The 25,459-nt window shown below is 66.4% G+C and carries 24 protein-coding genes; 17 read left to right on the forward strand and 7 right to left on the reverse strand.

Annotated elements, in window-relative coordinates:
* Window positions 1-24: 24 nt before the first annotated feature.
* Complete coding sequence (locus METLW4_RS0114480; RefSeq protein WP_018266940.1) at window positions 25-1,683, reverse strand: efflux transporter outer membrane subunit; 1,659 nt, start codon at window positions 1,681-1,683, stop codon at window positions 25-27.
* Between the two features lie 194 nt (window positions 1,684-1,877).
* On the opposite strand from METLW4_RS0114480, the gene METLW4_RS0114485 reads away from it, so the two are divergent.
* Window positions 1,878-2,513: a TetR/AcrR family transcriptional regulator gene (locus tag METLW4_RS0114485; RefSeq protein WP_018266941.1), complete on the forward strand. Its 636-nt coding sequence runs from the start codon at window positions 1,878-1,880 to the stop codon at window positions 2,511-2,513.
* 67 nt (window positions 2,514-2,580) lie between these two features.
* Here the strand turns inward: METLW4_RS0114485 and METLW4_RS0114490 are convergent, their stop codons facing one another.
* From METLW4_RS0114490 to METLW4_RS0114500, 3 genes are all read right to left on the reverse strand, one after another.
* On the reverse strand, window positions 2,581-2,982 hold the full coding sequence (locus METLW4_RS0114490) for a four-helix bundle copper-binding protein (protein WP_026191522.1): 402 nt from the start codon (window positions 2,980-2,982) through the stop codon (window positions 2,581-2,583).
* A gap of 20 nt (window positions 2,983-3,002) precedes the next feature.
* Window positions 3,003-3,191, reverse strand: a complete 189-nt coding sequence (locus tag METLW4_RS0114495; RefSeq protein ID WP_018266943.1) for a DUF3008 family protein — start codon at window positions 3,189-3,191, stop codon at window positions 3,003-3,005.
* A gap of 81 nt (window positions 3,192-3,272) precedes the next feature.
* Entirely contained in the window at window positions 3,273-4,202 is a 930-nt protein-coding gene (locus tag METLW4_RS0114500) for a DMT family transporter (protein WP_018266944.1), read from the reverse strand.
* Between the two features lie 131 nt (window positions 4,203-4,333).
* Between METLW4_RS0114500 and METLW4_RS0114505 the strand changes: the two genes are divergently transcribed.
* On the forward strand, window positions 4,334-5,332 hold the full coding sequence (locus METLW4_RS0114505; RefSeq protein ID WP_018266945.1) for a glycoside hydrolase family 3 N-terminal domain-containing protein: 999 nt from the start codon (window positions 4,334-4,336) through the stop codon (window positions 5,330-5,332).
* 4 nt (window positions 5,333-5,336) lie between these two features.
* On the opposite strand, the gene nagA is transcribed toward METLW4_RS0114505, so the two are convergent.
* Window positions 5,337-6,497: an N-acetylglucosamine-6-phosphate deacetylase gene (gene nagA, locus METLW4_RS0114510; RefSeq protein ID WP_018266946.1), complete on the reverse strand. Its 1,161-nt coding sequence runs from the start codon at window positions 6,495-6,497 to the stop codon at window positions 5,337-5,339.
* A complete protein-coding gene (locus METLW4_RS0114515) occupies window positions 6,494-7,525 on the reverse strand; it encodes an SIS domain-containing protein (protein WP_018266947.1) in 1,032 nt (343 codons plus the stop codon). Before METLW4_RS0114515 ends, nagA begins: the two co-directional genes overlap by 4 nt.
* Window positions 7,526-7,570: 45 nt before the next feature.
* On the opposite strand from METLW4_RS0114515, the gene METLW4_RS0114520 reads away from it, so the two are divergent.
* The 10 genes from METLW4_RS0114520 (at window position 7,571) to METLW4_RS0114565 (ending at window position 19,836) form a co-directional block, all read left to right on the forward strand.
* Window positions 7,571-8,620 (forward strand): N-acetylmuramic acid 6-phosphate etherase, encoded by a 1,050-nt coding sequence (locus METLW4_RS0114520; protein WP_083919274.1) that lies wholly within the window; start codon window positions 7,571-7,573, stop codon window positions 8,618-8,620.
* Between the two features lie 53 nt (window positions 8,621-8,673).
* Complete coding sequence (locus METLW4_RS0114525) at window positions 8,674-9,465, forward strand: TOBE domain-containing protein (protein WP_018266949.1); 792 nt, start codon at window positions 8,674-8,676, stop codon at window positions 9,463-9,465.
* Between the two features lie 74 nt (window positions 9,466-9,539).
* Complete coding sequence (locus METLW4_RS0114530; protein WP_245258458.1) at window positions 9,540-10,922, forward strand: ABC transporter substrate-binding protein; 1,383 nt, start codon at window positions 9,540-9,542, stop codon at window positions 10,920-10,922.
* Window positions 10,919-12,238, forward strand: a complete 1,320-nt coding sequence (locus METLW4_RS0114535) for a di-heme oxidoreductase family protein (protein WP_018266951.1) — start codon at window positions 10,919-10,921, stop codon at window positions 12,236-12,238. Before METLW4_RS0114530 ends, METLW4_RS0114535 begins: the two co-directional genes overlap by 4 nt.
* An 87-nt stretch (window positions 12,239-12,325) precedes the next feature.
* Window positions 12,326-14,452: a TonB-dependent receptor gene (locus METLW4_RS0114540; RefSeq protein WP_018266952.1), complete on the forward strand. Its 2,127-nt coding sequence runs from the start codon at window positions 12,326-12,328 to the stop codon at window positions 14,450-14,452.
* Between the two features lie 170 nt (window positions 14,453-14,622).
* The gene (gene chpT, locus METLW4_RS0114545) at window positions 14,623-15,312 is read left to right on the forward strand and encodes a histidine phosphotransferase ChpT (RefSeq protein ID WP_018266953.1); all 690 of its coding nucleotides are present in this window, start codon (window positions 14,623-14,625) and stop codon (window positions 15,310-15,312) included.
* 91 nt (window positions 15,313-15,403) lie between these two features.
* Window positions 15,404-17,968 (forward strand): hybrid sensor histidine kinase/response regulator, encoded by a 2,565-nt coding sequence (locus tag METLW4_RS0114550; RefSeq protein ID WP_026191523.1) that lies wholly within the window; start codon window positions 15,404-15,406, stop codon window positions 17,966-17,968.
* The gene (locus tag METLW4_RS0114555; RefSeq protein WP_018266955.1) at window positions 17,965-18,510 is read left to right on the forward strand and encodes a chemotaxis protein CheW; all 546 of its coding nucleotides are present in this window, start codon (window positions 17,965-17,967) and stop codon (window positions 18,508-18,510) included. Before METLW4_RS0114550 ends, METLW4_RS0114555 begins: the two co-directional genes overlap by 4 nt.
* On the forward strand, window positions 18,507-18,872 hold the full coding sequence (locus tag METLW4_RS0114560; RefSeq protein WP_018266956.1) for a response regulator: 366 nt from the start codon (window positions 18,507-18,509) through the stop codon (window positions 18,870-18,872). Before METLW4_RS0114555 ends, METLW4_RS0114560 begins: the two co-directional genes overlap by 4 nt.
* 121 nt (window positions 18,873-18,993) lie before the next feature.
* On the forward strand, window positions 18,994-19,836 hold the full coding sequence (locus METLW4_RS0114565; RefSeq protein WP_026191524.1) for a CheR family methyltransferase: 843 nt from the start codon (window positions 18,994-18,996) through the stop codon (window positions 19,834-19,836).
* A gap of 87 nt (window positions 19,837-19,923) precedes the next feature.
* Here the strand turns inward: METLW4_RS0114565 and ctrA are convergent, their stop codons facing one another.
* On the reverse strand, window positions 19,924-20,625 hold the full coding sequence (gene ctrA, locus METLW4_RS0114570; protein ID WP_018266958.1) for a response regulator transcription factor CtrA: 702 nt from the start codon (window positions 20,623-20,625) through the stop codon (window positions 19,924-19,926).
* Between the two features lie 606 nt (window positions 20,626-21,231).
* Between ctrA and rpmH the strand changes: the two genes are divergently transcribed.
* From rpmH to argB, 5 genes are all read left to right on the forward strand, one after another.
* On the forward strand, window positions 21,232-21,366 hold the full coding sequence (gene rpmH, locus METLW4_RS0114575) for a 50S ribosomal protein L34 (RefSeq protein WP_018266959.1): 135 nt from the start codon (window positions 21,232-21,234) through the stop codon (window positions 21,364-21,366).
* A gap of 36 nt (window positions 21,367-21,402) precedes the next feature.
* Window positions 21,403-21,822 (forward strand): ribonuclease P protein component, encoded by a 420-nt coding sequence (gene rnpA, locus METLW4_RS0114580; RefSeq protein ID WP_018266960.1) that lies wholly within the window; start codon window positions 21,403-21,405, stop codon window positions 21,820-21,822.
* Window positions 21,819-23,657 carry a membrane protein insertase YidC gene (gene yidC, locus METLW4_RS0114585; RefSeq protein ID WP_018266961.1) on the forward strand — a complete coding sequence of 613 codons (1,839 nt, stop codon included), beginning with the start codon at window positions 21,819-21,821 and terminating at the stop codon, window positions 23,655-23,657. Before rnpA ends, yidC begins: the two co-directional genes overlap by 4 nt.
* A 7-nt stretch (window positions 23,658-23,664) precedes the next feature.
* The gene (gene yihA / locus METLW4_RS0114590) at window positions 23,665-24,327 is read left to right on the forward strand and encodes a ribosome biogenesis GTP-binding protein YihA/YsxC (RefSeq protein ID WP_018266962.1); all 663 of its coding nucleotides are present in this window, start codon (window positions 23,665-23,667) and stop codon (window positions 24,325-24,327) included.
* A gap of 233 nt (window positions 24,328-24,560) precedes the next feature.
* On the forward strand, window positions 24,561-25,445 hold the full coding sequence (gene argB / locus METLW4_RS0114595; protein WP_018266963.1) for an acetylglutamate kinase: 885 nt from the start codon (window positions 24,561-24,563) through the stop codon (window positions 25,443-25,445).
* The last annotated feature ends 14 nt before the right edge of the window (window positions 25,446-25,459 follow it).

Below are 25,459 nucleotides of genomic sequence, written 5' to 3' on the forward strand. Positions count from 1 at the left end.
CCGAAACGATCCTGCAGCAAGGTTCTAGCGACCATTTCGAGCATCCTCCGCCTGGGCTCTGATCGCCGCGGCGATCGGCGATGTAGCGATAATATCCGTGGGCTTGGCCTGAGAGGCCTCGGTCTCGTCCACGCGGTTCCACCAGCCGCCGCCGAGCGATTGCAGCAGCGCCGCCGTGTCGGCGAAGCGCGCCGCCTGCGCCTTCACGCGGTTGAGCCGCGCGGTGAGCAGAGTCTGCTCGGCGTTGAGCACGATCGAATAGGTCGTCGAGCCGGCGCGATATTGCGCGCGCGCGATCTCGAGGCTCTCCGCCGCGGCTTTTTCCGCCGCCACTTGCGCGCGCAGCGTGCCGGCGTCGTGCTTCACCGCCTGCAGCGAATCCGCGACATTCTGGAAAGCGGAAATGACGGTGGAGCGATATTGCGCCTCCGCCTGCTCGAAGGCCGCGACCTTGGCCTCGCGCGTGTGGAACAGCGAGCCGGCGTCGAAAGCCTTCGCCGAAGCCTGAGCGGCGAGCGTGTAGACCATTGTCTGCGGCGAGAACAAAGAGGTGAAGTTCGTCGCCTGCGCGCCGCCGGTCGCAGAGAGCGTGAATTGCGGCAGCATGTTCGCTGTCGCGACGCCGATCTCCGCGCTGGCCTGATGCAGCTGGTTCTCGGAGGCGAGAATATCCGGCCGCTGCCGCACGAGCATCGAGGACAGGCTGACCGGCAATTCGCCGGGCAGGCGCAGGCCGGAGAGATCGACCGCCTCGCCTTTGTCGGCGTTGGGGAAACGGCCGAGATAGGCCATCAGCAGATTGCGGTTCTGCGCGCGCGCTTTTTCCAGCGGCGGCAGCGTGGCCTCCGCCTGCGCGAGCTGCGCGCGCTCGGACAGCACATCAGCCTGGCTGACGGCGCCGAGTTCGAATCGCTTCTCGAGCAGATCGAGCTGCGTGCGATAGGCCGCGATGAGGTCGCGCGTCACCTTGATCTGCGAGGCATAGGAGGCGTCGGCGATCGCCGCAGTGACGACATTGGCGGTGAGCGCGAGATAGGTCGCCTCGAGCTGGAAGCGCTTCTGCTCGGCCGCGGCCGTGTCGCTCTCCAGCGTGCGCCAGGATTTGCCGAACACATCCGGCGAGAAGGACACCGAAACATTGGCGTTGTGCAGGCCGTAGACGAAAGTCGAGGCCGAGCTGGAAGAGGACGATGACGACGAAGAGGAGGACGAGCTCGACGAGGTGAGGCCGGCGTATTGCGCCGTCGTCGACTGCTGCCGTGTGTAGGTGTCCCCGAGCGTCGCCTGCGGCAGGAAGGTCGCGGAATTGGCCTCTATCGTCTCACGCGCCTGCCGCAGCGCGGCCTCGGCCGCCATTATGTCCGGGTGATTCGCCACGGCCTCGGCGACCAGGGCGGATATCTGCTTGGAACGGAACAGCTTCCACCATTCGCCGGGCACATCGCGGCCATGGGCGAAGCGCTGCGAGGCGCCGCCGGCTGTCGCCGCCGATTCGGTGGAAGCGCCGATTTTGCCATAGCCGGCGCTCGCCGGCGCAGGGGGCGGAACAAAATCTGGCCCGACCGCGCATGCGGAGAGCGACAGCGCCGCGAATGCGGCCGCCCCCCGGGCTGCGGTCCGTGCGATTTCCCGGCAAGGCGCAGTTTTCGCTTGTCGGACTCTGCGTCGCGAAAATTTCGGCATGACCCTCTCGAAAACTGAACCGTTCAGTTTTAATATTAATGCAGAGCCCGAGTGTCAATGCTAAAACTGAACGGTTCAGTTTTTCCCGGGGATGGAAAGACGACGCAAAGGCTGAGACAAGGCCTGCTGGGGACTGCGGCCTGCGTGGGACTGCGGCGGAAGGAGGGGCGGATGACGGGGGTGGGCCAGAGCAAATGACCGAAGCAGCGGAGACGAGCGCGCCGGAGCCGGCCACGGAGCATGTTCCCAATCGCAAGGAGTGCCAGATCCTCTCGGCGGCGCGCACCCAATTTTTGGAGCAGGGCTTCGCCGAGACGTCCATGGACGGAATCGCGCGCGCAGCGGGCGTGTCGAAGGCGACGCTCTACGCGTATTTTCCCAGCAAGGAAGCGCTGTTTCGCAATCTCATCGAGATCGAGTGCAGCCAAAAATGCACCGACGTTCCCAAGCCCGATTTCGATCTCGGCGCCGAGCAGGCGCTACGCGAGCTCTGCGCGCATTTCGTCGCCCGCTTCCTGACGCGGGAATGGGCCGCCTTTTTCCAGACGGTGTCGAGCGAGCGCTGGCGCTACCCCGAGCTTTGCCATCTCTATTTCAACAGCGGCAAGCAGAATGTCCTCGATCTCGTCGCCGGCTATCTCGACGAAGCGAAGACGAAAGGCCTGCTCGCCTTCGACGACGCCCAAATGGCGGCGGAGCAATTGCTGCATCTCACCATCTCGGATTTGCCCATGCGCGTCGTGCTGGGATTGGAGCTGCGCAGCGAGGCCGAGTATCAGCGCGTGATGGAGTCCGGCCTCGCCGTGTTCTTGAAGGCCTATGCGCCTTAGCGATTCCGCCTCTCCCGCTTTCGCGGGAGAGGGGATCGCGTCGCTTTCCGTCCGATCGGAACGCGCTCTAATGCGCAGGGCCCATCGCGCGTCGGCAGGCGCTCTCGCATTCCTTGCAGACATCCGCGCAGATGCGACAATGCTCGTGATGCTTGGCGTGGCGTCGACACTCCTTCTCGCAGGCGCGGCACATATCGACGCAGGCCTGTAGAATGGCGCGCATCGCCGTCTCATCCGTCGCGCTGCGTCGCGAGGCGATGGCGCCCGCCGCGAGGCATATGTCCGCGCAATCCTGATCGAGCCTTATGCAGCGACGCAGATCGGCGACATTCTCCTCGGCGAGGCAGGCGTCGGCGCAGACGGCGCAGGCCTGCGCGCAATCGAAGCAGGCTTCGACGCAACCGACCAGCGCGGCGTCGGCGCGCCCGCGCATTTGCGGATGGCTGGCGATGATGGCTTCCACATGCATGAGGCGTCCTCCTTTGTCATTCACGATTTGGCCGAATGCTCCGGCTTGCCCTTTCGCTTGGTCGCGGCGAATTCCTCGAGCTGCTTCTCCGTCATGGAGTCGAGCATGGAGCGCGAGGCTCCTTTGAGCTCGCTCTTTGGAATCTCGCCGCGCTTGGCCGCCAGCGCGGCGCCGGCGGCCATTTGTTGCGCCTTTGATTTGGCGGGCATGGACTCCTCCCTTCGACGCCTGCGCGCCGCGGGAAGGCGACGCGGGGCGGAGGTTAACCCCTTCGCGCCGGAGAGGTTCCTTCAGCCGCGCCGCGACAGGCTCCAGCGCGGCGCTCGGCCGCCGCTCGCCAGATAGACGCCGATAGAGACGCAGAGCAGCGCGATCTGCTCTATGGACGAAGGGATTTCGCCGAGCAGCGGAACGGCGATCAGCGCCGCCATGGGCGGCACGAGAGCCGAAAAGGCCGCGCCCGCAGAAGCGCCGAGCAGCTCAATGCCTTTGCCGAAGAGAAACAGCGCCACGATCGACACGATGACGCCCTGGAACAAGGTCTGAATCACAATGTCGCGCAATGGCGCGTCCATTCCATGCAGGCCGTGAAAGACGAGATAGAGCGGCCCATAGAGAATGAGCGAGCCTGTCGAGACCAGCGCCGCGGCATGCAAGGACTCGAGCCGCGACGCACGCAGCACGATCGCATAGCCGGCCCATATGAAAGCCGCCGACAAAAGCAGAATATGCCCGATCTGCGTCTCGCCGAATGACAATGCGCCCGGCCCGGCAATCGCGGCGCCGCCGAGAGCGATGAGCGCATAGCCGATGAGGCGGCTCGCGGTGAAGCGTTCCCGCGTGAGCAGAAACGACAGCAGCGCGACGAAGAGCGGCATGGAGCCCGGCAGCAGCGCGCCCGCATGAGCGACCGGCGCGAGCTTGAGCCCGCTGGCGGCAACGAGCACATAAGGCGCGCCGGCGCTGCAGACGAGAATGAGGAGGCGCAGCGGGCCGAGCCGCTCGAGCGCGAGCCCTTTGCGCAGCACGACGGGAAGCAGCAGCACGCCGGCGGCGCCGAAGCGCAGCATTGTGAGATCATAGACCGAGAGCGTCGTCGTCACGCCGAGCCGCGTGACGACGAGCCAGGTCGCCCAAACAGTGACGGCGGACACGCCGAACATCGCGCCCGTGGCGTATCGCGCCGTCTGCGGAGCGCTTTCGACGACACCATCGCTCATCGGATATTCTCCTCTTCCAACCCGCCCCGCACTCATAAGCGAGCGGAGCCGAAAGCGCGAGCCTCTCCTTTTCGCCGCAATATCGTCGCGGCCGCGTTTGACCTCGCTCATCGCCGCGCCATCTCACGCCCATGTCCGCACCCCTTCCCATAGGCGAGCTGTTCCTGCTAGGCTTCCGCACGCCGCATGTTCCGCCCTGGCTGCGTGATTTCGCGCGCGATTATGGGCTCGGCGGCGTCATCCTCTTCGATTACGACTGCACGGATCGCAAATATGAGCGCAATATTTTCGATCCCGCGCAGGTGAAGGCGCTCTGCGCGGAGATTCACGCGCTGCCGAAGCGGCCGCTGATCTTCATCGATCAGGAGGGCGGCAAGGTGCGGCGGCTGAAGGAGGAGCGCGGCTTCGCGCCGCTGCCGAGCGCGCGCCAATTCGGCCGGCTGACAGCGCGCGAGCGGCTCGACGCGCTGCGTCCCGCCTATGCCGAATTACGCGATCTCGGCATAGACGCCGATCTCGCGCCCGTCGTCGATCTCGACATAAATCCCGACAGTCCCGACATCGGCTCGGCGCAACGCAGCTACTCCGCCGATCCGCGCGTCGTCGAAGATTGCGTCGCCGCGCTGATCGAGGTCGCACGCGCGACCGGGCTGAAGCTGTGCCTGAAACATTTTCCCGGCACGGGCGGCGCCAAGGTCAATCCACACGATCATGTGATGGATCTCTCCGATTGCATCACCGACACGCAGGTGAAGATCTTCGAGACGCTGGCGCCGCGCGTTCCCATGGTTCTGTTCAGCCATGGCGTCGTGAATCAATGGGAGAAAGACACGCCCTGCTGTCTTTCTTCCGTCGCCATTCGCAAATTGCGGCAATGGGCGCCGCAGACCGTGGTCGTGACCGACGATCTGCAGATGCAAGGCGTGCAAAAGCTGATGACGACGGAAGACGCCGCGCTACGCGCCTTGCGCGCCGGCGCGGATTTCATCCTCATCGGCAATAATCTGAAGGACGAGCAGGAAGACTCGGCGCGCTATGCGCAAAAGCTTCTCGACGCTTGCGAGACGGATGCGTCGCTGCGCGCCGAGGCCGAGGCCGCGATCGCGCGCATTCGTCGATTGAAGGCGTGACCGCTCACCATTCCTCGGCGGAGCACTCGCCGGCGACCCAGGTCGATACGATGCGAAGGCTCTGCGGATCGAAGGCCGTCATATCGGCGCGATAGCCGGCGACGAGCCGGCCGAGCCTTTTGCCGAGCCCCAGAAAACTCGCCGGATTGGCGGAGGCGAGAACGAGCGCGCGCTCGAGCGGAAGATCGAGCAGCGCGACGCAATTGCGCACCGCGCTCGCCATATCCAGCGAAGCGCCGGCGAGCGTCCCCTCCTCCGTCACGCAGCGTCCGTTCTCGACGAGAATCTCCCTTCCCTGCAAGACGAATCCGCGTCCCTCGCCGCCGACCGGCGGCATTGCGTCGGTGACGAGCATGGGATGGCCGAGGCCGGCGCGCAGAGCGAGGCGCAAGATCGCCGGATCGACATGCTCGCCATCGACGATGAGGCCGTAAGACGCGGCCGAAGATTCGAGCGCCGCCGCGATCGGCCCCGGCTCGCGGCTGGCGAGCGGGCGCATAGCGTTGAAGAGATGGGTGAAGCCGGTCAGCCCTTCCGCCATCGCCGCGCGCGTCTGCGCGTAATTCGCCATGGAGTGGCCGAGCGCGACTTTGCAGCCGGCGGCGACGAGCTCAGTGATGAAGCCCGGCGGCGTCTCCTCCGGCGCGAGGGTGACGAGCGACACGCCGCCCGGCGGCGGCGCCAGCATCTCGACATGATGCGGCGAAGGCGCGCGGCGAAGATCGGCGCGATGCACGCCGAGCCGCTCCGGCGAGATGAAGGGTCCTTCGAAATGCACGCCGAGCACGCTGGGCGCATGGGGGAGAATCTCCGCCACGGCGCGCGCGGCCGCGATCATCTTCTCATCCGTGTCGGTGATGAGCGTCGGCAGCAGCGAGGTCGTGCCGAATTTGCGATGCGCCCGCACGATCGTCGCGATCGCCTCCGGCGTCGGCGAATCGTTGAACAGAATATCGCCGCCGCCATTCACCTGAATATCGATGAAGCCGGGCGCGAGCCAGACGCCTTTCGGCAGCTCCAGCACATCCGCGCCGCGCGGAATCTCGCGACGCAGAATGAGCGAGACGATGTTCTCGCCTTCTATCACCACGGCGCAGTCGCGATGCGCCGTTTCGCCGTCGAAGACGACGTCGGCGGCGATCGTTCGGCGCGCCTCCTCGCTCATCGCGTGCGCGTCACCTTCTGCAAATGGCGCGGACGATCGACATCGACGCCGCGCGCCGCGGCGAGCCGCGCCGCCATGGCGTAAAAGCTCTGAATGAGGCAGATGGCGTCGGTCTCTGGATGATCGGCGGCGATCGTCGGCAGTCGATTGCGCGTCTCATCCTCGCGATCCGTCGTGAACAGAGCCGCGCCTTTGCCGCGCAAATCCTCCGCGAGGCGACGCATGCCGCTCGCCGCCTCGTCGGTCGGCGTCAGCATCAGGATCGGATAGAGCGGCGAGACGAGCGACACCGGCCCATGCATGAATTCCGCGGCGCTGAACGCCTCGGCATGGAGATTGGCGGTCTCCTTCAGCTTCAGCGCCGCCTCGCGCGCTATGGCCAGCGTCGGCCCGCGTCCTATCGTGACGAGACTTTCCGCGCGTGAGAAGGCGTCCACCATTCGCGACCAATCGAGCTCGGCCGCGCGCGCGAGCCGCTCCGGCAGTCGTGCGAGCGCATCGTCGAGCGCGCGATCCTGCGACCACAGCGCGACGAGACGCGCCAGCGCGGCGAGCGAGGCGATGAAGGTCTTGGTCGCCGGCACCGCGAATTCCGGCCCTGCGGCCATTGGCAGAACGAACTCGCATTGCGCGGCGAGTTCGCTCTCGACCTCGTTGACGAGGCAAGCGGTGACGGCGCCGCTGCGACGTGCGGCGGCGGCCTGCTCTATGAGATCATTGCTGCCGCCCGATTGCGAGATCGCGAGAAAAAATTGGCCGTCGAGCCGCAGCGCGCCGCCATAGACGCTGGAGATGTTGGGCGCGGCGGAGGCGACCGGCAGGCCGAGGCCGCGCTCGATGAGATGCTTGGCGAATGTCGCCGCATGAGCGGAGCTGCCACGCGCGCAAGTGACGACGACGCGCGGCTCGACATTACGCAAGCGCGCGACCAGCGGCGCGAGGCGCGGGGCGATGAGCTCACGTTGCCGCGCGACCGCCTGCGGCGCCTCGCGCGCTTCGATCGCCATTTGATTGTCTTGCATGGTCATCGGCGGCTCTGCTGCAGCTCTGTCACGCCCCCCGCCCGCGCCCTTATGGCACGGGAGCGCGCGTCGCGCGAGCGCGAAATCCTTTGCGCGGCAGCGCCTTCGCTTGCGAATTCGACCGCGGAGGACGAACTGTTGCGTAAGGAGGAACACATGGAAACGGAACGTCCGAGCCCACGCTATTCGTCGATCGACGCATGGGAGCCGCGCGAGATTCTCGACGCCATGATCGAAGGGCAGTTCGCCGCCGTCGCCGCCGTGCGCGCCGCGCGTCCGGCGATCGAGAACGCAGCGCTCGCGGTCGTGCGGCGTCTCACGCGCGGCGGGCGCATCGTCTATGTCGGCGCCGGAACGTCGGGCCGGCTCGCGGTGCAGGACGGCGCCGAGCTGACGCCGACCTTCAGCTGGCCGCAGGAGCGCCTGCTGCTGCTGATGGCGGGCGGCGACGATGCGCTGCTGAAAGCCGTGGAAGGCGCCGAGGACGAGGCCGAGCGCGGCGCCGAGCTGATGCGCCGCCATGCGATCGGCGAGGCCGATGTCGTCATCGCTATCGCCGCCAGCGGCACGACGCCGTTCACCCTCGCCTGCCTGCGCGAGGCGGCGCGGCATGGCGCTCTGACGATCAGCATCGCCAATAATCGCGACGCGCCGCTGCTCGCCGATGCGGAACATGCGGTGTTTCTCGACACGGGCTCCGAAGCGATCGCCGGCTCGACGCGCATGAAGGCCGGCACGGCGCAGCGCGTCGCGCTGCTGATGCTGTCGTCGCTGGTAATGATTCTGCAAGGCCGCGTCTATGAAGGGCTGATGGTCGATGTGCAGGCGTCGAACAAGAAGCTCGCGCGGCGCAGCGAGCGCATTCTGGCGCGGCTCACCGGACGCGAGAGCAAGGAGATCGACGCGGCGCTGCGTCGCGCGGGCGGCAGCGTCAAGCTGGCCTATCTGCTGCTCGAGGGCCATGGGCTCGGCGAGGCGCGCGCCGCGCTCGAAGGATCGCGCGGCCATTTGCGCCGGGCGGTGGAGGCGCTCGCCGGCGCGCCGGCGGCCGAGAAACAGAAAAAATCCGGCGCGCCGGAGCCCGGTCGGTCCGAATTTTGATGCGTCTTCGATGAAGAGGTATAAATATTCGCCCGAAAGGAATCGCGAGAGCCATGACAGTCAACAAGATCGATGCGCTGCTGGCGCTTCGCAGCGAAGGACGTTTCCTGGTCGGACGTGATCGCATCAAGCTTTTGGAGGCGGTCGCCGAATATGGCAGCATCACCAAGGCGGCGAAGGTCGTGGGCTTCAGCTACAAGACCGCCTGGGATGCGGTGAACGCCATCAATAATCTTCTGCCCAGCCCTGCTTTTGTGACAAAGGCGGGCGGCCGCTCCGGCGGCGGCGCGGAAGTGACGGCGGAAGGACGCCGGCTGATCGCCACTTTTCATCGGCTGGAGGAGCGGCTGTCGCGCATCTCCTCGCTCATCGCCGAGGAAGGGCTCGAGGATCAGGACGATTTTCTTCTCTGGAGCGTGGGCGTAAAAATTTCTGCTCGCAATATGTTCCAGACGGAAGTCGTCTCGGTGAAGAAATGGCCGGTCGACGTCGAGGTGACGCTGCGCGTGTCGCCGGAGACCTCCATTCACGCCATCGTCACCAATGACTCCGCCGTGGAGCTCGGCCTCGAGCCGGGACGCAAGACTCTGGCGCTGATCAAATCCTCCTTCGTCCATCTCACCACGCCCGAGCACACGCCCCCCGGCGTACGCAATCAGTTCGTCGGCGTGGTGCGGCGGCGCATCGACGCAGAGCGCAACAGCGAGGTGCTGCTCGACATTGGCGCGGGCAAGACGATGCACGCCGTCGTGCCGCGCCAGACGGCGGAAGACCTCGGCCTCACCGAAGGCGAGCGGGCCGTCGCCAGCTTCAACCCGACCGACGTCATCCTCGCGGTCGACTGACAATCGAATTCCCTTTCGCTGGTAGAAAGATCAATCGGCGGGCTACCCGCCGATAAAATGAGCGCTCGCGTCGATTGACACGCCCGCGGCGGCGCTTTTATGTTTTCATTATGTATCGCCTCGACATAGCGAGTCGCCTCGCCCTTCGCCCCAGCCGCCGCAATGTGCTGGCGGCCGTCCCTTCCGCGCTCGGCGTCGCTCTGCTCGGCAGGCCGGCGCGGGCGGCGGACGAGCGCCTCATCGTCGTCACCTCCTTCCCGGAAGAGCTGACGACTCGTTATGAGGCGGAGTTCGAGAAGCTCTATCCCGGCGTTCACGTCCAATTCGTCTGGAAGCAGTCGCGCGACGCGCTCGCTCTGCTGAGCGACAAGGACCAGGGCGGGGCCGATGTCTATTGGGCGCCCGCTCTCGGAAATTTCCCTATATTGCGAGACCGCGGCGCCTTTCAAAAATTCGCCGTCGATCGCGCCGCCCTGCCCGGCCGGCTCGGCGATCAGCTCCTGTCCGATCCGAGCGGCCTGTTCGAGGCCTACGACGTCGCCGGCTATGGCATTGTGGTCGATCCCGCCGCCCTCGCGCGCGACGGGCTGAGGCCGCCCAAGAGCTGGAGCGACCTCGCCTCCCCCGCCTATGCCGGCCGCATCGTCATGCCGATTCCGGCCAAGGTGGGCTTCTCGCCGGCCCTCTATGACATCATCCTGCAATCGGAGGGCTGGGAGCGCGGCTGGGCGCTGCTCGCCGAGATCGCCGGCGGCGCGGAGCTGCTCGGCTCCGGCTCCGGCCCGACGGCGACCGTCAAGGACGGGCGCGCCGCGCTCGGCCTCACCATCGACTTCTTCGCCTTCGGCGCGCTGGCCAATGGCGAGAAGCTCTCCTTCGTCTATCCCGAGAAGACCGCCTTTCTGCCCGCTCATATCGCCATCACGGCGGCCACGCAGCGTTTTTCGGCGGCCAAGGCCTTCGTGGATTTCGCGCTCTCCGCCAAGGGCCAGAAGCTGATGATGGAGGCCGACAGCAGCCGCCATCCGGCCCGGCCGGACGCCTATGCCGGCAAGCCGGCGGCCGTGGTCGATCCCTTCGCCCTGCCGCCGGGAACCTTCTACCCCTATGACGCCGAGATCGGCCGGCGGCGGCCCGGCGCGGTCAGCGTGATGTTCGATCTCGCCATCGCGGAGCGCCACGCCGAGACGCAGCGCCTTTGGCGCGCCATTCACGCCGCCGAGGCGCGGCTCGCCGCCGCCCCGGACGCCGCCGGCGCCGCCGCCGTGGCGAAGGCGCGCAAGCTCGCCGGCTTCACGCCTATTTCCGAGGCGCAGGCGAAAGATTCCGCATTTCTCGATCGTTTTTCCAGCCGCGAGCTGAAGGACGGCGATCTCGCCGCCCGTTGGCGCGCAGAAATTTCATCGGCCCGAGCCGAGGCGCTGAGCCTCGTCGCTTCCGCCGAGCAGCGTCTGTGAGGCGGCGGCTTCTCCTTCCATTCGCGCTGCTTCTTCTCGCCGCCGGCGCGCCTTACGAGAACCCCAAGCTGGACGGCGACATCTTCTCCAGGCCCTTGGCCGGGCTGGACGAGGCTTTTCTGCGCGGCTTTCGGCAAGGGAGCGCGCTGTTCCATCAGGCCTGGGTCATCGGCCCCTCGCAGGATCAGAACGAGATCACCGGGCTCGGCCCGCTGTATAATCGCCTCTCCTGCATCGCCTGCCATGTGAAGAACGGCCGCGGCCCGGCGCCGGACCCGGAGAATGGCGTCGCGCGCGCCATGGTGGTGCGGCTCGGCCTGCCCGGCCGCGACGCCCATGGCGGTCCGACGCCGCATCCGGCCTATGGCGGCCAGCTCAATCCAGAGGGCAATCCCGGCGTGCCGGGCGAGGGCCGCGCGATCGTCGCCTTCGACGAGATCGAAACGCGCCTGTCCGATGGCGAGACCGTCTCGCTGCGTCGCCCGCGCCTCTCCTTTCGCGATCTCGCCTATGGGCCGCTCGGCGACAATGTGCGGATCTCGCTGCGCAACGCGCCGCCGGTCTTCGGGCTCGGCCTGCTGGAGGCCGTGCCGGACGACGAGATCATCAGCTATGCGGTGGGCCAGGGCCGCGGCCGGCCGAACCATGTCTATGACATGGCGGCCGGCCGTATCGCGCTGGGCCGCTTCGGCCTCAAGGCCAATCAGCCGGATCTGCGCCAGCAGATCGCCAACGCCTTCGCCGAGGACATCGGCGTCACCTCCTATCTCTTCCCCGAGCCCAATTGCACCGCCGCGCAGCCGAAATGCCGCGCGGCGGCGGGACGGGAGATCGAGCTCTCTGCCGCGCGGCTCGAGGCCTCGCTCGCCTATATGCGCGGCCTCGCCGTGCCGGCGCGGCGCGATCTCTCCGATCCGCGCGTCGCCAAAGGCGAGGCGCTGTTCCGCGAGATCGGCTGCGCCGCCTGCCATCGCGAGACGATGAAGCTCGGCCCGGTCGGCTTCGCGCCCTGGCTGAGCGGGACGGAGATTCATCCCTATGGCGATCTTCTGCTGCACGACATGGGCGATGGGCTCGCCGATGGGCGCGAGGATTTCGAGGCCGGCCCGCGCGACTGGCGCACGCCGCCGCTCTGGGGCCTCGGCCTCGCCGGGCGCTTTGGAACGCCCGCGGATTTTCTCCACGACGGCCGCGCCCGCACCGTGACGGAAGCGATCCTCTGGCACGGCGGAGAGGCGGAGGACGCAGCGCGGCGGTTTCGCGGTCTGACGCGCGACGAGCGGGCGGAGCTGCTCGCATTTTTGGGGTCGCTCTGAGGGAGCGAGGAATCTGCCCCTCTCCCGCGAAGCGGGGGCGGACACGGGAGGGGGCGGCGGGACGATGGGACAATCGGGGGAAGAACGATGAAACTCAGCAAACTCGCGCCCTTTGGCGCCGCCAGCGTCGTCGCGCTCATCGCAGGTGCGGCGCTCGCCGGCGAGCAGCCGCAACCTTTCGATCTCGGCGAGATTCACGTCGGCGCCGAGCATAGGACAGCGCCTTCCGACAAGAAGAAGGACGATGGTCCGGCGCCACTGCAGAAGACCGATTCCTATGGCGGCGTGACCATCAGCAACCGTCAGAACGAGACCTTCCAGCGCGATTCGCTCGATCGCGCCGTCAATCTCGCCGCTGGCGTCGTCAGCAACAGCACCGGCGGCACGCGCAATGAGCAGAACATCTATGTGCGCGGCTTCGACCGCTGGCAGGTGCCGCTCACCATCGACGGCGTGCGCGTCTATCTGCCGGCCGACAATCGGCTCGATTTCGCGCGCTTCATGACGCCGGACGTCGCCGAGGTGCAGATCGCCAAGGGCTATGTCTCGGTGCTGGACGGCCCGGGCGGCATGGGCGGCCAGATCAATCTCGTCTCCCGCAAGCCCACGAAGGAGATAGAAGGCGAGGTGCGCACCGGCCTCGAGTTCGGCCGCGACGGCAGCTATGAGGGCATAAAGACCTATGCGCTGCTCGGCACGAAGCAGGACAATTATTATCTGCAGCTCAGCGGCTCATGGCGCGATCTGCGCGGCTGGATGCTGCCGGCGAGCTATACGCCGACCAATAATCAGGGCGACGGCTTCCGCGGCAATTCGGGAACCTATGATTGGAGCCTGAACGCCAAGGCCGGCTACACGCCCAACGACACCGACGAATATTCGCTGAGCTTCATCCGCCAGGACGGCAAGAAGGGCGCGCCCTATCACACGACCGACGGGCTGAACAGCCAGAAATATTGGCGCTGGCCCTATTGGCGCGTGCAGAATCTCTACTTCCTGTCCAACACCAAGATCGGCGATTCGTCCTATGTGAAGACCAAGGCCTATTGGAGCAAGTTCGACAACGACCTCTTCTCCTACAACGACCCGTTCCAGGCCTATCAGTCCTCGGCCAAGGCCTTCCGCAGCTATTACCAGGACTATGCGCTCGGCGCCGATGTGGAGGCCGGGCATGATTTCGGCGAGCTCGACACGCTGAAGATCGCCGGCCACTATCGCTTCGACGAGCACGCCACCTGGCAGGAATATTACGGCCTGAATGTCGCCAATAATTCGGCCGGCTGCGTGATAAACGTCATCTGCTTCACCCAGCCGATCGTCTACACGCAGGAAGACACTTATTCGATCGCCGTCGAGAACACTTATCATCCGACCAAGGACATCGATCTCGTCGGCGGCTTCGCCTATGACTGGCGCCATCTGCGCAAGGCGGAGGATTTCGTCTTCAACACGGGCGTCATCGGCTATCGGCTGAAGGACACGCAGGCCCCCAATTTCCAGGGCGCGGCCATCTGGCGCTACAGCGACACCAATAAGGTCTATTTCAACGTCTCCGACCGCGAGCGCTTCCCGACGATCTTCGAGCGTTTCAGCTCGCGCTTCGGCGGCGCCACCTCCAACCCCGGCCTGACGCCGGAGCGCGCGATCAATTTCGACATCGGCTGGGCCAGCGAGTTCGCGCCGGGCAGCCGCATTCAATTGGACGCCTTCCACTCCATCGTCCGCAATCTGATCCAATCCGTTCCGGTTCCCGCCTATGGCGCGGGCGTCACCCAGAGCCAGAATGTCGGCGACGGCAGCTTCTGGGGCGGGGAGGTCACGGTCGATTATCGCGCCTCCGACGAGCTGTCGCTGGGCGGCAATCTGACGCTGATGCGCCGCTCGGTCTATGCGCCGTACATTCTCAACTTCCAGCCGACAGGCGTGCCGGACGGCAAGATGTTCCTCTACGCCGGCTGGCGGCCGCTCGAAGGGCTGACGCTGACGCCCAATGTCGAGATGAACAGCAATCGCTGGACCTCGAACACGGCAGGGACGATCTATTACCGGACCGGCGCCAATTTCCTGGTCAATTTCACGGCGGAATATCAGCTCTGCCCGAACATGAAGCTCGAAGGTGGCGTGCGCAACATGTTCGACACCGCCTACACCTTCACCGACGGCTATCCAGAGGCGGGACGCAGCTTCTTCCTCGGCGCCAAGGCGACTTTCTGAGGCTCGCGCGGGGCTGGCCGTGCGCCGGCCGGCCCCGACAGCGACGCTTTGCAAGCGGGCGCGGCGCGGCTACCAATGGGGAAAAGGGGCGCGGGTGATTCGTTTTCGCCGCGTTCCCGCTCTGGCCGGCGCCGACCCATGGCGATCCGGCGGCTCCTTCGGATGGCCCCATGACCAAATTCGCGCTCGACGCCCTCGATCTCGCCGCGCTTCTCTCCTCCCGCGTCTGCCATGACGTGATCTCGCCCGTCGGCGCCATCGTCAACGGGCTGGAGGTGCTGGAGGAGGAGAAGGACGCCGAGATGCGCGGCCATGCGCTGGCGCTCATCAAATCCAGCGCGGCGGAAGCCTCCGCCCGGCTGCAGTTCTGCCGCCTCGCCTTCGGCGCCGCCGGCTCCAAGGGCGCCGAGATCGACACCGGCGACGCCGAGCATGTGACCCGCCAGCTGCTCGCCGACGAGCGCACCAAGCTCGAATGGAGCGTGCCGCGCGTGCTGATGTCGAAGAACAAGGTGAAGCTGCTGCTCAATCTGTGCCTGATCGCCGATGCGGCGATTCCGCGCGGCGGCGTCATTTCCGTCGCCTCCAGCGGCGAGCGCGACGAGATTTCCTTCACGCTGGAAGCCAAAGGCGTGAACGCCCGCATCGCCGCGGCGATCCCCGCCCTGCTGGCCGGCGAGCCGGAAGAGGGCGTCGTCGACGCGCGCGCCATTCAGGCCTATTACGCCGGCCTCGTCGCCCAGGCGAGCGGGCTCGACGTCGTGATCTCCGCGCAGCCGGAGCATGTCACCATCACCGCCCGCCCGGCCGCCGCGCAGGCGGAAGAAGAGACCGAGACCAAGGCGGCGCTCGAGGCCTGACGAGCTCGAGCGCGGGGATTTCAGTTCTCTTAACCAGAATGCGTCAAGAATGGCGTCGACGCCGCTCGCGCGGCCTGAGACGAACGACGCCATGGATGAGCTTCTCAACGATTTCCTCGTCGAGACCGCCGAGCACATAGATGCGGCGACGATGGAGCTCGTCTGTCTCGAGAAGGACCCCGGCGATCAGGCGCTCATCGCCAGCCTCTTTCGCCATGTGCACACGATCAAAGGCACCAGCGGCTTCTTGAAGCTGCCGCGCGTCGGCCGGCTGACCCATTCGACCGAGGCGCTCATCGGCGCCTTGCGGGACGGCGCGCCGATGAGCGCCGCGCATGTCACGCTGATCTTCGCCGCAGTGGACCGGCTGAAGGATATTCTCGCCGAAATGGGCCGCTCCGAGGAGGAGCCGGCGGGCGACGACGACGAGCTGGTCGCCGCCCTGGAGCAGGCGACGCGCCGCGCCCGCCTCGGCGAGGAGGAGCCCAAGGACGCCGCGGAGACGAGCGCCGCCGCGCAGACGGAAACGCCGGCCTCCCGCGCCGCCGCGACGCCCGGCGAGGCCCATGCGGCCAGCGTCGCCCATATCGGCGAGACGGTGCGCGTCTCGGTCAATGTGCTCGATCGGCTGATGGGCATCGTCTCCGAGCTCGTCTCCACCCGCAATCGCCTGCTCGAATTGTCGAGCGCCTGGGCGGGCGGCGACGAGGCCATGAGCAGCACGGTGCAGACGCTCTCCAACATCACCAGCGATCTGCAGGATGCGGTGATGAGCGCGCGCATGCAGCCGGTGGGACGGCTGTTCTCGACGCTGCCGCGTCTGGTGCGCGATCTCGCCTTCGATCTCGGCAAGAAGATCGTCGTCACGACGGAAGGCTCGGATACGGAGCTGGACCGGCAGGTGATCGAGCTGATCCGCGCGCCGCTCACGCACATCATCCGCAATTGCGCCGACCATGGCATAGAATCGCCGGCCGAGCGCGCGCGCATCGGCAAGAGCGAGACGGGCGTCATCTCCGTGCGCGCCGCCTATGACGCCGGCCAGATCATCATCGACATCGCCGACGACGGCCGCGGGCTCGACGCCGCGCGCATCCATTCCAAAGCCTTGGCGCTCGGCCTCGTCTCGGAAGCCGATATCACCAAGCTCGGCGACGCCGAGCTGTTCGAGCTGGTCTTCATGCCCGGCTTCTCGACCGCCGATGGCGTCACCAAGGTCTCCGGCCGCGGCGTCGGCATGGATGTGGTGCGCGAGAATATTCAGTCGATCGGCGGCTCCGTCTCGCTGACCTCGCGCTATGGCCGCGGAGCCTGCGTCACGCTGCGCATTCCGCTGACGCTCGCCATCACGCCGGCGCTGATTCTCACCAGCAATGGCGCGCGCTTCGCCATTCCGCAAATGACGGTCGTCGAGCTCGTCGGCGTCGGCCGCGGCTTCGAACATGCGATCCAATATATCCATGACGCGCCGGTGCTGCGCCTGCGCAATGACGTGCTTCCGCTGGTCGATCTCGCGGCGACGCTCGGCCTCGGCCGCCCGGCGCAGGAGGAGACGCGCGACGGCTTCGTCGTCGTGCTGCGCGTCGGCAGCGCGCGCTTCGGCCTGCTGGTGGAGACGATCGCCGATGTGCAGGAGATCGTCATCGAGCCGCTGGTGAGCGCGCTGGCGCGGCTCGGCGTCTTCTCCGGCCAGACGATTCTCGGCGACGGCTCGGTGGTGCTCATTCTCGATCCCGCGGCGCTGCTCGATCACGCCGGGCTGCAGCGGCTGGCCGAGCGCCCGGCCGAAGCGACGACGCCGGAAGTCTTCGTCCCGCGCGCGGAGAAGACGCGCATCATCCTCGTCAAGGCCGGCCCCGGCCCGCTGAAAGCGCTGCCTCTGTCGCTGGTGCTGCGCATAGAGGATGTGCCGCGCGAGCGGCTGATCGCCTCGGACGGCGCCTTCGTCATGGCCTATCGCGACAGCCTGCTGCCGATCATTCCGGCGACCTCGGACATGTCGCTCGACCGCGACGCCTATCCCATTCTCGTGCTGTCGGGAGCGGGCCAGTCCATGGGCCTGCTCACCGAGGAGATCATCGACGTCACCGACGAGATTCTCGACCTGCAGCGAGAGAGCGATTCGGCGCATATTCTCGGCTCCATCCAGCTCGGCGGCGAGGTCGTCGAATTTTTGGACGCCACCTATTTCATGCGCATCGCCTGCCCGGCCGCCGTGGCGCGCGGCGTCAACAAGCGGCATCGCATTCTGCTGGTCGACGACAAGGCCTTCTTCCGCGACATGCTGGCGCCCATACTCGGCTCGGCCGGCTATGACGTGACCACCGCCGCCTCGGCGCCGGAGGCCCTCTCCTTCCTGCGCAAGGGCCTGTCGGTCGAGGCGGTGGTGACGGACACCGACATGCCGGAGATGGACGGCTATAATTTCGCCCGCGCGCTGCATGCGCTGCCCGGCCTCGCCGATCTGCCGGTGGTGGCGCTCGCGGCCCAGGCGGCGCCCAGCGTGCTCGCGGCGGCCGAGGCCTGCGGCATCGCCGCCGTCGCCGGCAAGTTCGATCGGCGCGCGCTCATCGAATGCGTCGGCCGGCTGCTCGACAAGGCGGACACCGCGCCGCGCGATCTCGAATTGCGCATCATGTCGGAGCTCGCCGCATGACCCAGACGCAACGCGACGCGAGCGGGCGCCGCCGGCAGAGCGACGCGCCCAAGGAGCAGTCGCGCAACTTTACGATAAAGGTGCGCGGCCAGACCTTCGGCCTGCCGGTGGAATGCGTGAAGACGATCTTCCACATCGATCAGGTGACGCCGGTGCCGCTGGCCCCGCGCGAGATCGCCGGCCTCGCCAATCTGCGCGGCCGCATCGTGACCGCGCTGCGGCTGGACCGCTGCCTCGACATCGACGAGGGCGACCGCTCCGATTCCAATCTCGCCGTCTGCATCGAGCACAATGGCGAGCGCTATGCTCTGCTCATCGACGAGACCGGCGACGTCGTCACCTGCGAGGAGGACGACCGCATTCTCTGCCCGACCCATGTCGGCCAGCAATTCGTCGACGCCACCAACGCCTGCTACCGGCTCGACGACGATTTTCTCCCCATACTCGACATAGCCGCGCTGGTCCGGCGCCTGTCGAGAGCGACCGAGACCGGCGGCCGCGACGGCCATGCGAGAGACGCATCCCGAGGAGTAGACATATGAAGCAGATTCTGGTCGTCGACGATTCCGCGGTCATCCGCAAGGTCGCGCGCCGCATTCTCGAAGGGATGCAATTCTCCACCGTGGAGGCGGAGAACGGCCGCAAGGCGCTGGTCGCCTGCGAGCAATCCATGCCGGACGCCATATTGCTGGACTGGAACATGCCGGAGATGGACGGCGTCGAGTTCCTGCGCGCGCTGCGCAAGATGCCGGGCGGCGGCGCGCCGAAAGTGGTGTTCTGCACCACGGAGAATGAGGCGAGCTATATCGCCCAGGCGATGGATGCGGGCGCCGACGAATATATAATGAAGCCCTTCGACCAGCATGTGGTGCGCGCCAAGCTCGAGGACGTCGGCGTCATCTGAGCGGGCGCGCCGCGACGGGACATGAGGAGCGCTCTCTCGAGGAGAGCGACGGCGACATGCGGAAATGTGCGGAGCCTCGCCGTTTTCGGCCGGGCGCGCCGCCTCGGGCGGAGGGCGCGCGATGAGCCTCGCCTTCGAGCGGCTGCGCCGTCTCATCGGCTCGCTCGTCGGCGTCTCTCTCGGCCCCGACAAGCTCTATATCGCGCAGAGCCGGCTGGAGCCGATCATGCGCGCGCAGGGCTGCCGCGACCTCTCCGAGCTCATGCGCCTCATCGAGCGGCGCGCGGACGAGGCGCTGCTGCAGCGCGTCGTCGACGCGATGACCAATAATGAGACCTCCTTCTTCCGCGACCGCGTCCCCTTTCAGCGGCTGAAGCGCGATTGGCTGCCGGAGCTGATGGCGCGGCGCGCCGAGACGCGGCGCCTGCGCATCTGGTCGGCCGCCTGCTCCACGGGCCAGGAGCCCTATTCCATAGCCGTGGCGCTCACCGAAATGCGCGAGGCGCTCGCCGGCTGGAGCGTCGAGATTCTGGCCACGGATGTCTCGGAGACCGCGCTGACGACGGCGCGGCGCGGCGTCTATAGCCAGTTCGAGGCGCAGCGCGGCCTTTCGATCGGCCGGCTGCTGGCCCATTTCGACCAGAAGGACGGCCTCTGGCGCATTCGCGACGCGCTGCGGGCGAATATCGCCTTCCGCAAGCTCAATCTGCTCGACGATTTCTCTGGCGACGCGCCCTTCGACATCGTCTTTTGCCGCAATGTGCTCATTTATTTCGAGCCTGCGGTGAAAAGCCGCGTGCTCGGGCGCCTGCGCGACAGTCTCGCCGACGACGGCTGTCTGGTCCTCGGCGCGGCCGAGACGATCGGCGAGCGCATCGGCGGCCTCGCCCCGGCGAGCGACGCCGCCTGGCTGCTGCTGCCGCGCCCCTCGTCGCCGCCGTCTCGCGCCGTCATCGGCGCCTGAGCGCGGCTCGCCTCCCCCTCTGAACGCGCGAAGGGGCTCCACGAGGGAGCCCCTTTTCGACTTGCGGCCGTCGTCGCCGTATGGCTGTCAGGCGGTGATGCGCTCGTCGGCCTCACTCGGCTCGCGCAGCACATAGCCGCGGCCCCACACCGTCTCTATGTAGTTGCGGCCGTCGCTGGCGTTGGCGAGCTTCTTGCGCAGCTTGCAGATGAAGACGTCGATGATCTTGAGCTCCGGCTCGTCCATGCCGCCATAGAGATGATTGAGGAACATCTCCTTGGTGAGCGTCGTGCCCTTGCGCAGCGAGAGCAGCTCGAGCATCTGATATTCCTTGCCGGTCAGATGCACGCGGGCGCCGGAGACCTCCACCGTCTTCTGATCCAGATTGACGACGAGATCGCCGGTCGTGATGACCGATTGGGCATGGCCCTTGGAGCGGCGCACGATGGCGTGAATGCGCGCCACCAGCTCGTCCTTATGGAAGGGCTTCGTCAGATAATCGTCAGCGCCGAAGCCCAGACCCTTCACCTTGTCCTCTATGCCGGCGAGGCCGGACAAGATCAGAATCGGCGTCTTGACCTTGGCCACCCGCAAGGTGCGCAGCACCTCGTAGCCGGACATGTCGGGCAGATTCAAATCGAGCAGGATGATGTCGTAATCGTAGAGCTTTCCGAGATCTATGCCTTCCTCGCCGAGATCTGTCGCATAGACGTTGAAATTCTCGGATTTGAGCATGAGCTCGATGCTTTGAGCGGTCGCGCTGTCATCCTCTATCAGTAAAACGCGCATTTTCGGTCCCCACCCAGCTCCACCAATCTTCCCCGGACGTCGTCGCGTCGCCCGAGCGTCGACGATGCGCCGAGCTTCGTCGGCCGCCCGCCAAGATCTCTATCTATTTGTCGAAACGCTAAGCGGTAATGGTTAACAAACCCTGACCTTCGGCCCGGCGGCCAACCAAAACCTTAATCGTCGACGGCTAAGGGCCATCGCGAGCCAGAACAGCGTCTCTCGAGGGGGACGAATCGATCGGCCTTCTTGTTTATACAAGCCGTCCGCCCGGCTGCGAAGCGGCCCGCGGCTACGCAAAGGCCGCGGCGAAAGCTTCGCGAAAGCCCCGCCGCGAGGCTGCGGGGCGCCGCCGCCGCGCCGCGCTCGCGATTGACTTATGCGCGGGCTTTCTCCTATATGCCGGCGCGGCGTCGCTGAGACGTGTTTCGTGCGGGGGCTTGCGCGCCCGTGAAAAAGGCGGAACGAGACGGCCGCAGGGGCGAAAAAAAGCGCCCGACGAGACCAAAATGAGATCGAGGGCCGTGGCGGCGGCCAGCCGATGACGAGCGGTCGGCGCGAGGCGATGACGGCTCTTCGATCGGCGACCTGAGCGAGCGGAGACCCAAGGTGAAGAGAACTTATCAACCCAGCAAAATTGTGCGCAAGCGCCGTCACGGCTTTCGCGCCCGCATGGCGACCGTCGGCGGCCGCAATGTCCTCGCGGCGCGCCGCGCCCGCGGACGCAAGCGCCTGTCCGCCTGATTTTCGCCGGCTTCTCGGCCAGGGAGGACGGGAGGCGTGAGCGAGAACATTCCAGACGAAACGCGGAAGACCGAGCCGCGACGCCTGCGCAAGCGGCGCGAGTTTCTGCGCGCCGCCGCGAGCGGGCTGAGCCGCGGCGCGCGCGCCTTCAAGCTGCAGGCGGCGGCGCGGGAGGGCGGCGACACGGACGCGCCGCGCTTCGGCTTCACCGTGACCAAGAAGATCGCCGGCTCCGTCGGCCGCAATCGCATTCGGCGCCGCCTCAAGGAGGCGCTGCGGCTCTGCGGCGCTTCCGGTCTGCCGGGCTATGATTATGTCTTCGTCGCTCGGCCCGACGCGTTGACGGCGCCCTTTTCCGAATTGACGGCGCAGATCGTGGACGGGCTGGCGAAGCTCAGGCCGGGCGAAAAGAGCCGGAACCGGCGCAACTCCAAAGACAGGCCGCAGGCGTCATGAACGAATACACCAAGAATGTCCTCATAGCGGCCGGCCTGTCGATGCTGGTGATCGGCGGCTGGGACTATTTCTACGCCTTTCCCAAGCTCGATCGGGAGCAGAAAGAGGCGCAGCTCGCGCAGCAGCAGAAGCCCGGCGCGCCGCAAAAGCCGGCCGCCCATTCTGCGGACAAGGCTGCGCCCGTCGCGCGCCAGGCGCAGCCGCAGCAGAGCGTCGCCGCCGCCAAGCCCGTAGCGAAGACGCGCGAGGCCGCGCTCGCCGAGAGCAAGCGCATCGCCATCGACACGCCCTCCATCTCCGGCTCGATCTCGCTGAAGGGCGGCCGCATCGACGACGTCTCGCTGAAAAATTATCACGAGACCGTCGATCCCAAGAGCCCGATCATCGTGCTGCTCTCGCCCGAGGGCGCGCCGCAGCCCTATTACGCCGAATCCGGCTTCCTCGCCTCCGACAAGGATCAGGCGCCGCCCGCCCTGCCGAGCAGCGAATCGCTGTGGAGCGCCGATCACGATCAGCTCTCCGTCGGCCAGCCTTTGACGCTCACCTTCGACAATGGCCAGGGTCTCGTCTTCAAGCGCAAGATCGCGGTCGACGACCAATATATGTTCTCCGTGACCGACAGCGTCGAGAATCACGGCCAGGGCTCCGTCACCCTCTATCCCTATCTGCGCGTCTCGCGCATCGGCGCGCTGCAGAGCGCCGGCTACGCCGCTCTGCACGAGGGCTTCGTCGGCGTGCTCGGCGAGGCGGGCCTGCAGGAGCTGAAGTTCGAGAAGGTCGAGAAGGAGCCGCACGCCACCAAATCTTTCGAGGCGACCGGCGGCTGGCTCGGCTTCACCGAGAAATATTGGGCCGCCGTTCTGGTGCCGCAGCAGGACCGCTCGCTGGTGGCGCGCTTCTCGGCTTCGGGCGCCGGAACGACCAAGGCCTATCAGGCCGACACGGTCGAGGCGCCGCTGACCATCGCGCCGGGCGCCTCCGGCTCCGTGGCCTCGCGCGTCTTCGCCGGCGCCAAGGTCGTCGACACGCTCGACGCCTATGAAGGCCAGGGCATCAAGCTGTTCGACCGGCTCATCGATTGGGGCTGGTTCTACTTCCTCACCCGGCCGATGTTCCGCATCATCGACGGCCTGTTCCATGTGCTCGGCAATTTCGGCCTCGCCATTCTGGCCGTCACCGTGCTCGTCAAGATCGCCTTCCTGCCGCTCGCCAACAAGAGCTATCTGGCCGTGGCCAAGATGAAGGCGATTCAGCCCAAGATCGCGGAGCTGAAGGCGAAATACGGCGACGACAAGCAGACCTTGAGCCGCGAGCAGATGGAATTGTTCCGCCGCGAGAAGGTCAATCCGGCCGGCGGCTGCCTGCCCGCCCTGCTGCAGATTCCCGTGTTCTTCTCGCTCTACAAGGTGCTGGTCATCACCATCGAGATGCGCCATGCGCCCTTCTATGGCTGGATCAAGGACCTCTCGGCGCCGGACCCGACCAACATCTTCAACCTCTTCGGCCTCATCCCCTTCGACCCGACGCAGATTCCCGTGTTCGGCTCGTTTCTGTGGCTCGGCGTGTGGCCGCTCGTCATGGGCGTCTCCATGTGGGTGCAGATGAAGATGAACCCGGAGCCGACCGACGAGGTGCAGAAGATCGCCTTCGGCTGGATGCCGGTGATCTTCACCTTCTCGATGGGCGGCTTCGCCTCCGGCCTCGTGATCTATTGGACCTGGAACAATGTGCTCTCGGTCGCGCAGCAATGGGTCATCATGAAGCGCGCGGGCGTGAAGTTCGAGCTGTGGGACAATTTGAAGAAGACCTTCGCCTTCCTCAAGAAACCCGCCTGATCGCGCCTTGACCGAAGTCCGCGACGAGGATTTCACGGAACCGGGCCGGCTGCTCTTCGCCGGCCCGTGCGATTTCATATTCGCCAGCGCGAAATCCGGCGATCTGCCGCCGATCGGGCCGCCGGAGATCGCCTTCGCCGGCCGCTCCAATGTCGGCAAATCCTCCCTGCTCAACGCCCTCACTGGCCGCAAGGCGCTGGCGCGCGTCTCCAACACGCCGGGCCGCACGCAGCAGCTCAACTTTTTTGCGCTCGGCGCCGCTCCGGGCGCGGAGCCGCTGCGCCTCGTCGACATGCCCGGCTATGGCTACGCCGCCGTCGGCAAGGAGAAGATCGCCAATTGGACGCGGCTGATGGAGGAGTTTCTGCGCGGCCGCGCCTCGCTGGCGCGCGTCTTCGTGCTCATCGACAGCCGCCGCGGCGTGAAGGATCTCGACGAGCAGATGTTCGATCTGCTCGACCGCGCCGCCGTCTCCTATCAGATCGTGCTGACGAAGCACGACGAGCTGAAGGCCTCCGAGCGCGAGAGCGCCGTCGCCGCGGTGGAGGCCGCGCTGGCCAAGCGCCCGGCCGCCTTCCCGCGCCTCGCCGTCACCTCCTCCCGCACCGGCGATGGCGTCGCCGAGCTGCGCGCCGGAATCGCGCGGCTGCTGGCCGAACGAAACGCTTGAATATTGCAGCCTCGTCGGTTCTAACCACCTCGTTCGAATGAAGCGTCGCGGCGCCCACCCTCCCCTCACAGGGGGAGGGTCGGCCGGCGAAGCCGGACGGGGTGGGGTGCAAGCCCGAGACTCGGGGATCACCCCCTCCCGAGCGCCTTCGGCGCTCGACCTCCCCCCTCGAGGGGGAGGTGGGGCGTCGGTCATTCGCTCGATTGGCGTGTTCTCTCACCACAGGCGGACCCATGACCGAGGATTCGGCCGACAGCGCGCTCCAGCAAGCCCGTATTCTGATGCAGGCGCTGCCGCATATGCTGCGCTATGACGAGGCGACAGTCGTGGTGAAATATGGCGGCCACGCCATGGGCGACGACAAGGTCGCGCGCGACTTCTCCCGCGACATGGTGCTGCTCGAGCAATCCGGCGTGAATCCGGTCGTCGTGCATGGCGGCGGCCCGCAGATCGGCGCCATGCTGGGCAAGCTCGGCATAAAATCCGAATTCGCCGATGGGCTGCGCATCACCGACAAGGCGACGATGGAAATCGTCGAGATGGTGCTCGCCGGCTATATCAACAAGCAGATCGTCGGCTTCATCAATTCCGAGGGCGGCCGCGCCATCGGCCTGTGCGGCAAGGACGGCCGCATGGTGACGGCCGAAAAGCTCTCGCGCCCCAATCACGAGGACGGCAAGGCGATCGATCTCGGCTTCGTCGGCGAGGTGGCCAAGGTCGACACAACAGTGCTGGACCAGGTGCTCGGCCGCGAGCTGATTCCCGTGCTCGCGCCCGTCGCGCAGGGCCTCGACGGCGAGACCTATAACATCAACGCCGACACTTTCGCGGGCGCCATCGCCGGCGCGCTCGGCGCCAAGCGCCTCTTGTTCCTCACCGACGTTCCCGGCGTGCTGGACAAGAACAAGCAGCTCATCAAGGAGCTGAAGGTGGAGGATATCCCCGGCCTCGTCGCCGACGGCACCATCACCGGCGGCATGATCCCCAAGGTCGAGACCTGCATGTATGCGATCGAGCGCGGCGTCGAAGGCGTCGTGATCCTCGACGGCAAGCTGCCCCATGCGGTGCTGATCGAGCTATTGACCGATCACGGCGCCGGCACGCTGATAACGAGGTAACGGATTGATCATTC

This window comes from Methylosinus sp. LW4 (genome assembly GCF_000379125.1).
GTDB lineage: Bacteria > Pseudomonadota > Alphaproteobacteria > Rhizobiales > Beijerinckiaceae > Methylosinus.

Coding starts and splice junctions, on each gene's coding strand:
- METLW4_RS0114480 (WP_018266940.1), bottom strand. CDS start 1,683: ATGCCGAAATTTTCGCGACGCAGAGTCCGACAAGCGAAAACTGCGCCT.
- METLW4_RS0114485 (WP_018266941.1), top strand. CDS start 1,878: ATGACCGAAGCAGCGGAGACGAGCGCGCCGGAGCCGGCCACGGAGCAT.
- METLW4_RS0114490 (WP_026191522.1), bottom strand. CDS start 2,982: ATGCATGTGGAAGCCATCATCGCCAGCCATCCGCAAATGCGCGGGCGC.
- METLW4_RS0114495 (WP_018266943.1), bottom strand. CDS start 3,191: ATGCCCGCCAAATCAAAGGCGCAACAAATGGCCGCCGGCGCCGCGCTG.
- METLW4_RS0114500 (WP_018266944.1), bottom strand. CDS start 4,202: ATGAGCGATGGTGTCGTCGAAAGCGCTCCGCAGACGGCGCGATACGCC.
- METLW4_RS0114505 (WP_018266945.1), top strand. CDS start 4,334: ATGTCCGCACCCCTTCCCATAGGCGAGCTGTTCCTGCTAGGCTTCCGC.
- nagA (WP_018266946.1), bottom strand. CDS start 6,497: ATGAGCGAGGAGGCGCGCCGAACGATCGCCGCCGACGTCGTCTTCGAC.
- METLW4_RS0114515 (WP_018266947.1), bottom strand. CDS start 7,525: ATGACCATGCAAGACAATCAAATGGCGATCGAAGCGCGCGAGGCGCCG.
- METLW4_RS0114520 (WP_083919274.1), top strand. CDS start 7,571: ATGGCACGGGAGCGCGCGTCGCGCGAGCGCGAAATCCTTTGCGCGGCA.
- METLW4_RS0114525 (WP_018266949.1), top strand. CDS start 8,674: ATGACAGTCAACAAGATCGATGCGCTGCTGGCGCTTCGCAGCGAAGGA.
- METLW4_RS0114540 (WP_018266952.1), top strand. CDS start 12,326: ATGAAACTCAGCAAACTCGCGCCCTTTGGCGCCGCCAGCGTCGTCGCG.
- chpT (WP_018266953.1), top strand. CDS start 14,623: ATGACCAAATTCGCGCTCGACGCCCTCGATCTCGCCGCGCTTCTCTCC.
- METLW4_RS0114550 (WP_026191523.1), top strand. CDS start 15,404: ATGGATGAGCTTCTCAACGATTTCCTCGTCGAGACCGCCGAGCACATA.
- METLW4_RS0114555 (WP_018266955.1), top strand. CDS start 17,965: ATGACCCAGACGCAACGCGACGCGAGCGGGCGCCGCCGGCAGAGCGAC.
- METLW4_RS0114560 (WP_018266956.1), top strand. CDS start 18,507: ATGAAGCAGATTCTGGTCGTCGACGATTCCGCGGTCATCCGCAAGGTC.
- METLW4_RS0114565 (WP_026191524.1), top strand. CDS start 18,994: ATGAGCCTCGCCTTCGAGCGGCTGCGCCGTCTCATCGGCTCGCTCGTC.
- ctrA (WP_018266958.1), bottom strand. CDS start 20,625: ATGCGCGTTTTACTGATAGAGGATGACAGCGCGACCGCTCAAAGCATC.
- yidC (WP_018266961.1), top strand. CDS start 21,819: ATGAACGAATACACCAAGAATGTCCTCATAGCGGCCGGCCTGTCGATG.
- argB (WP_018266963.1), top strand. CDS start 24,561: ATGACCGAGGATTCGGCCGACAGCGCGCTCCAGCAAGCCCGTATTCTG.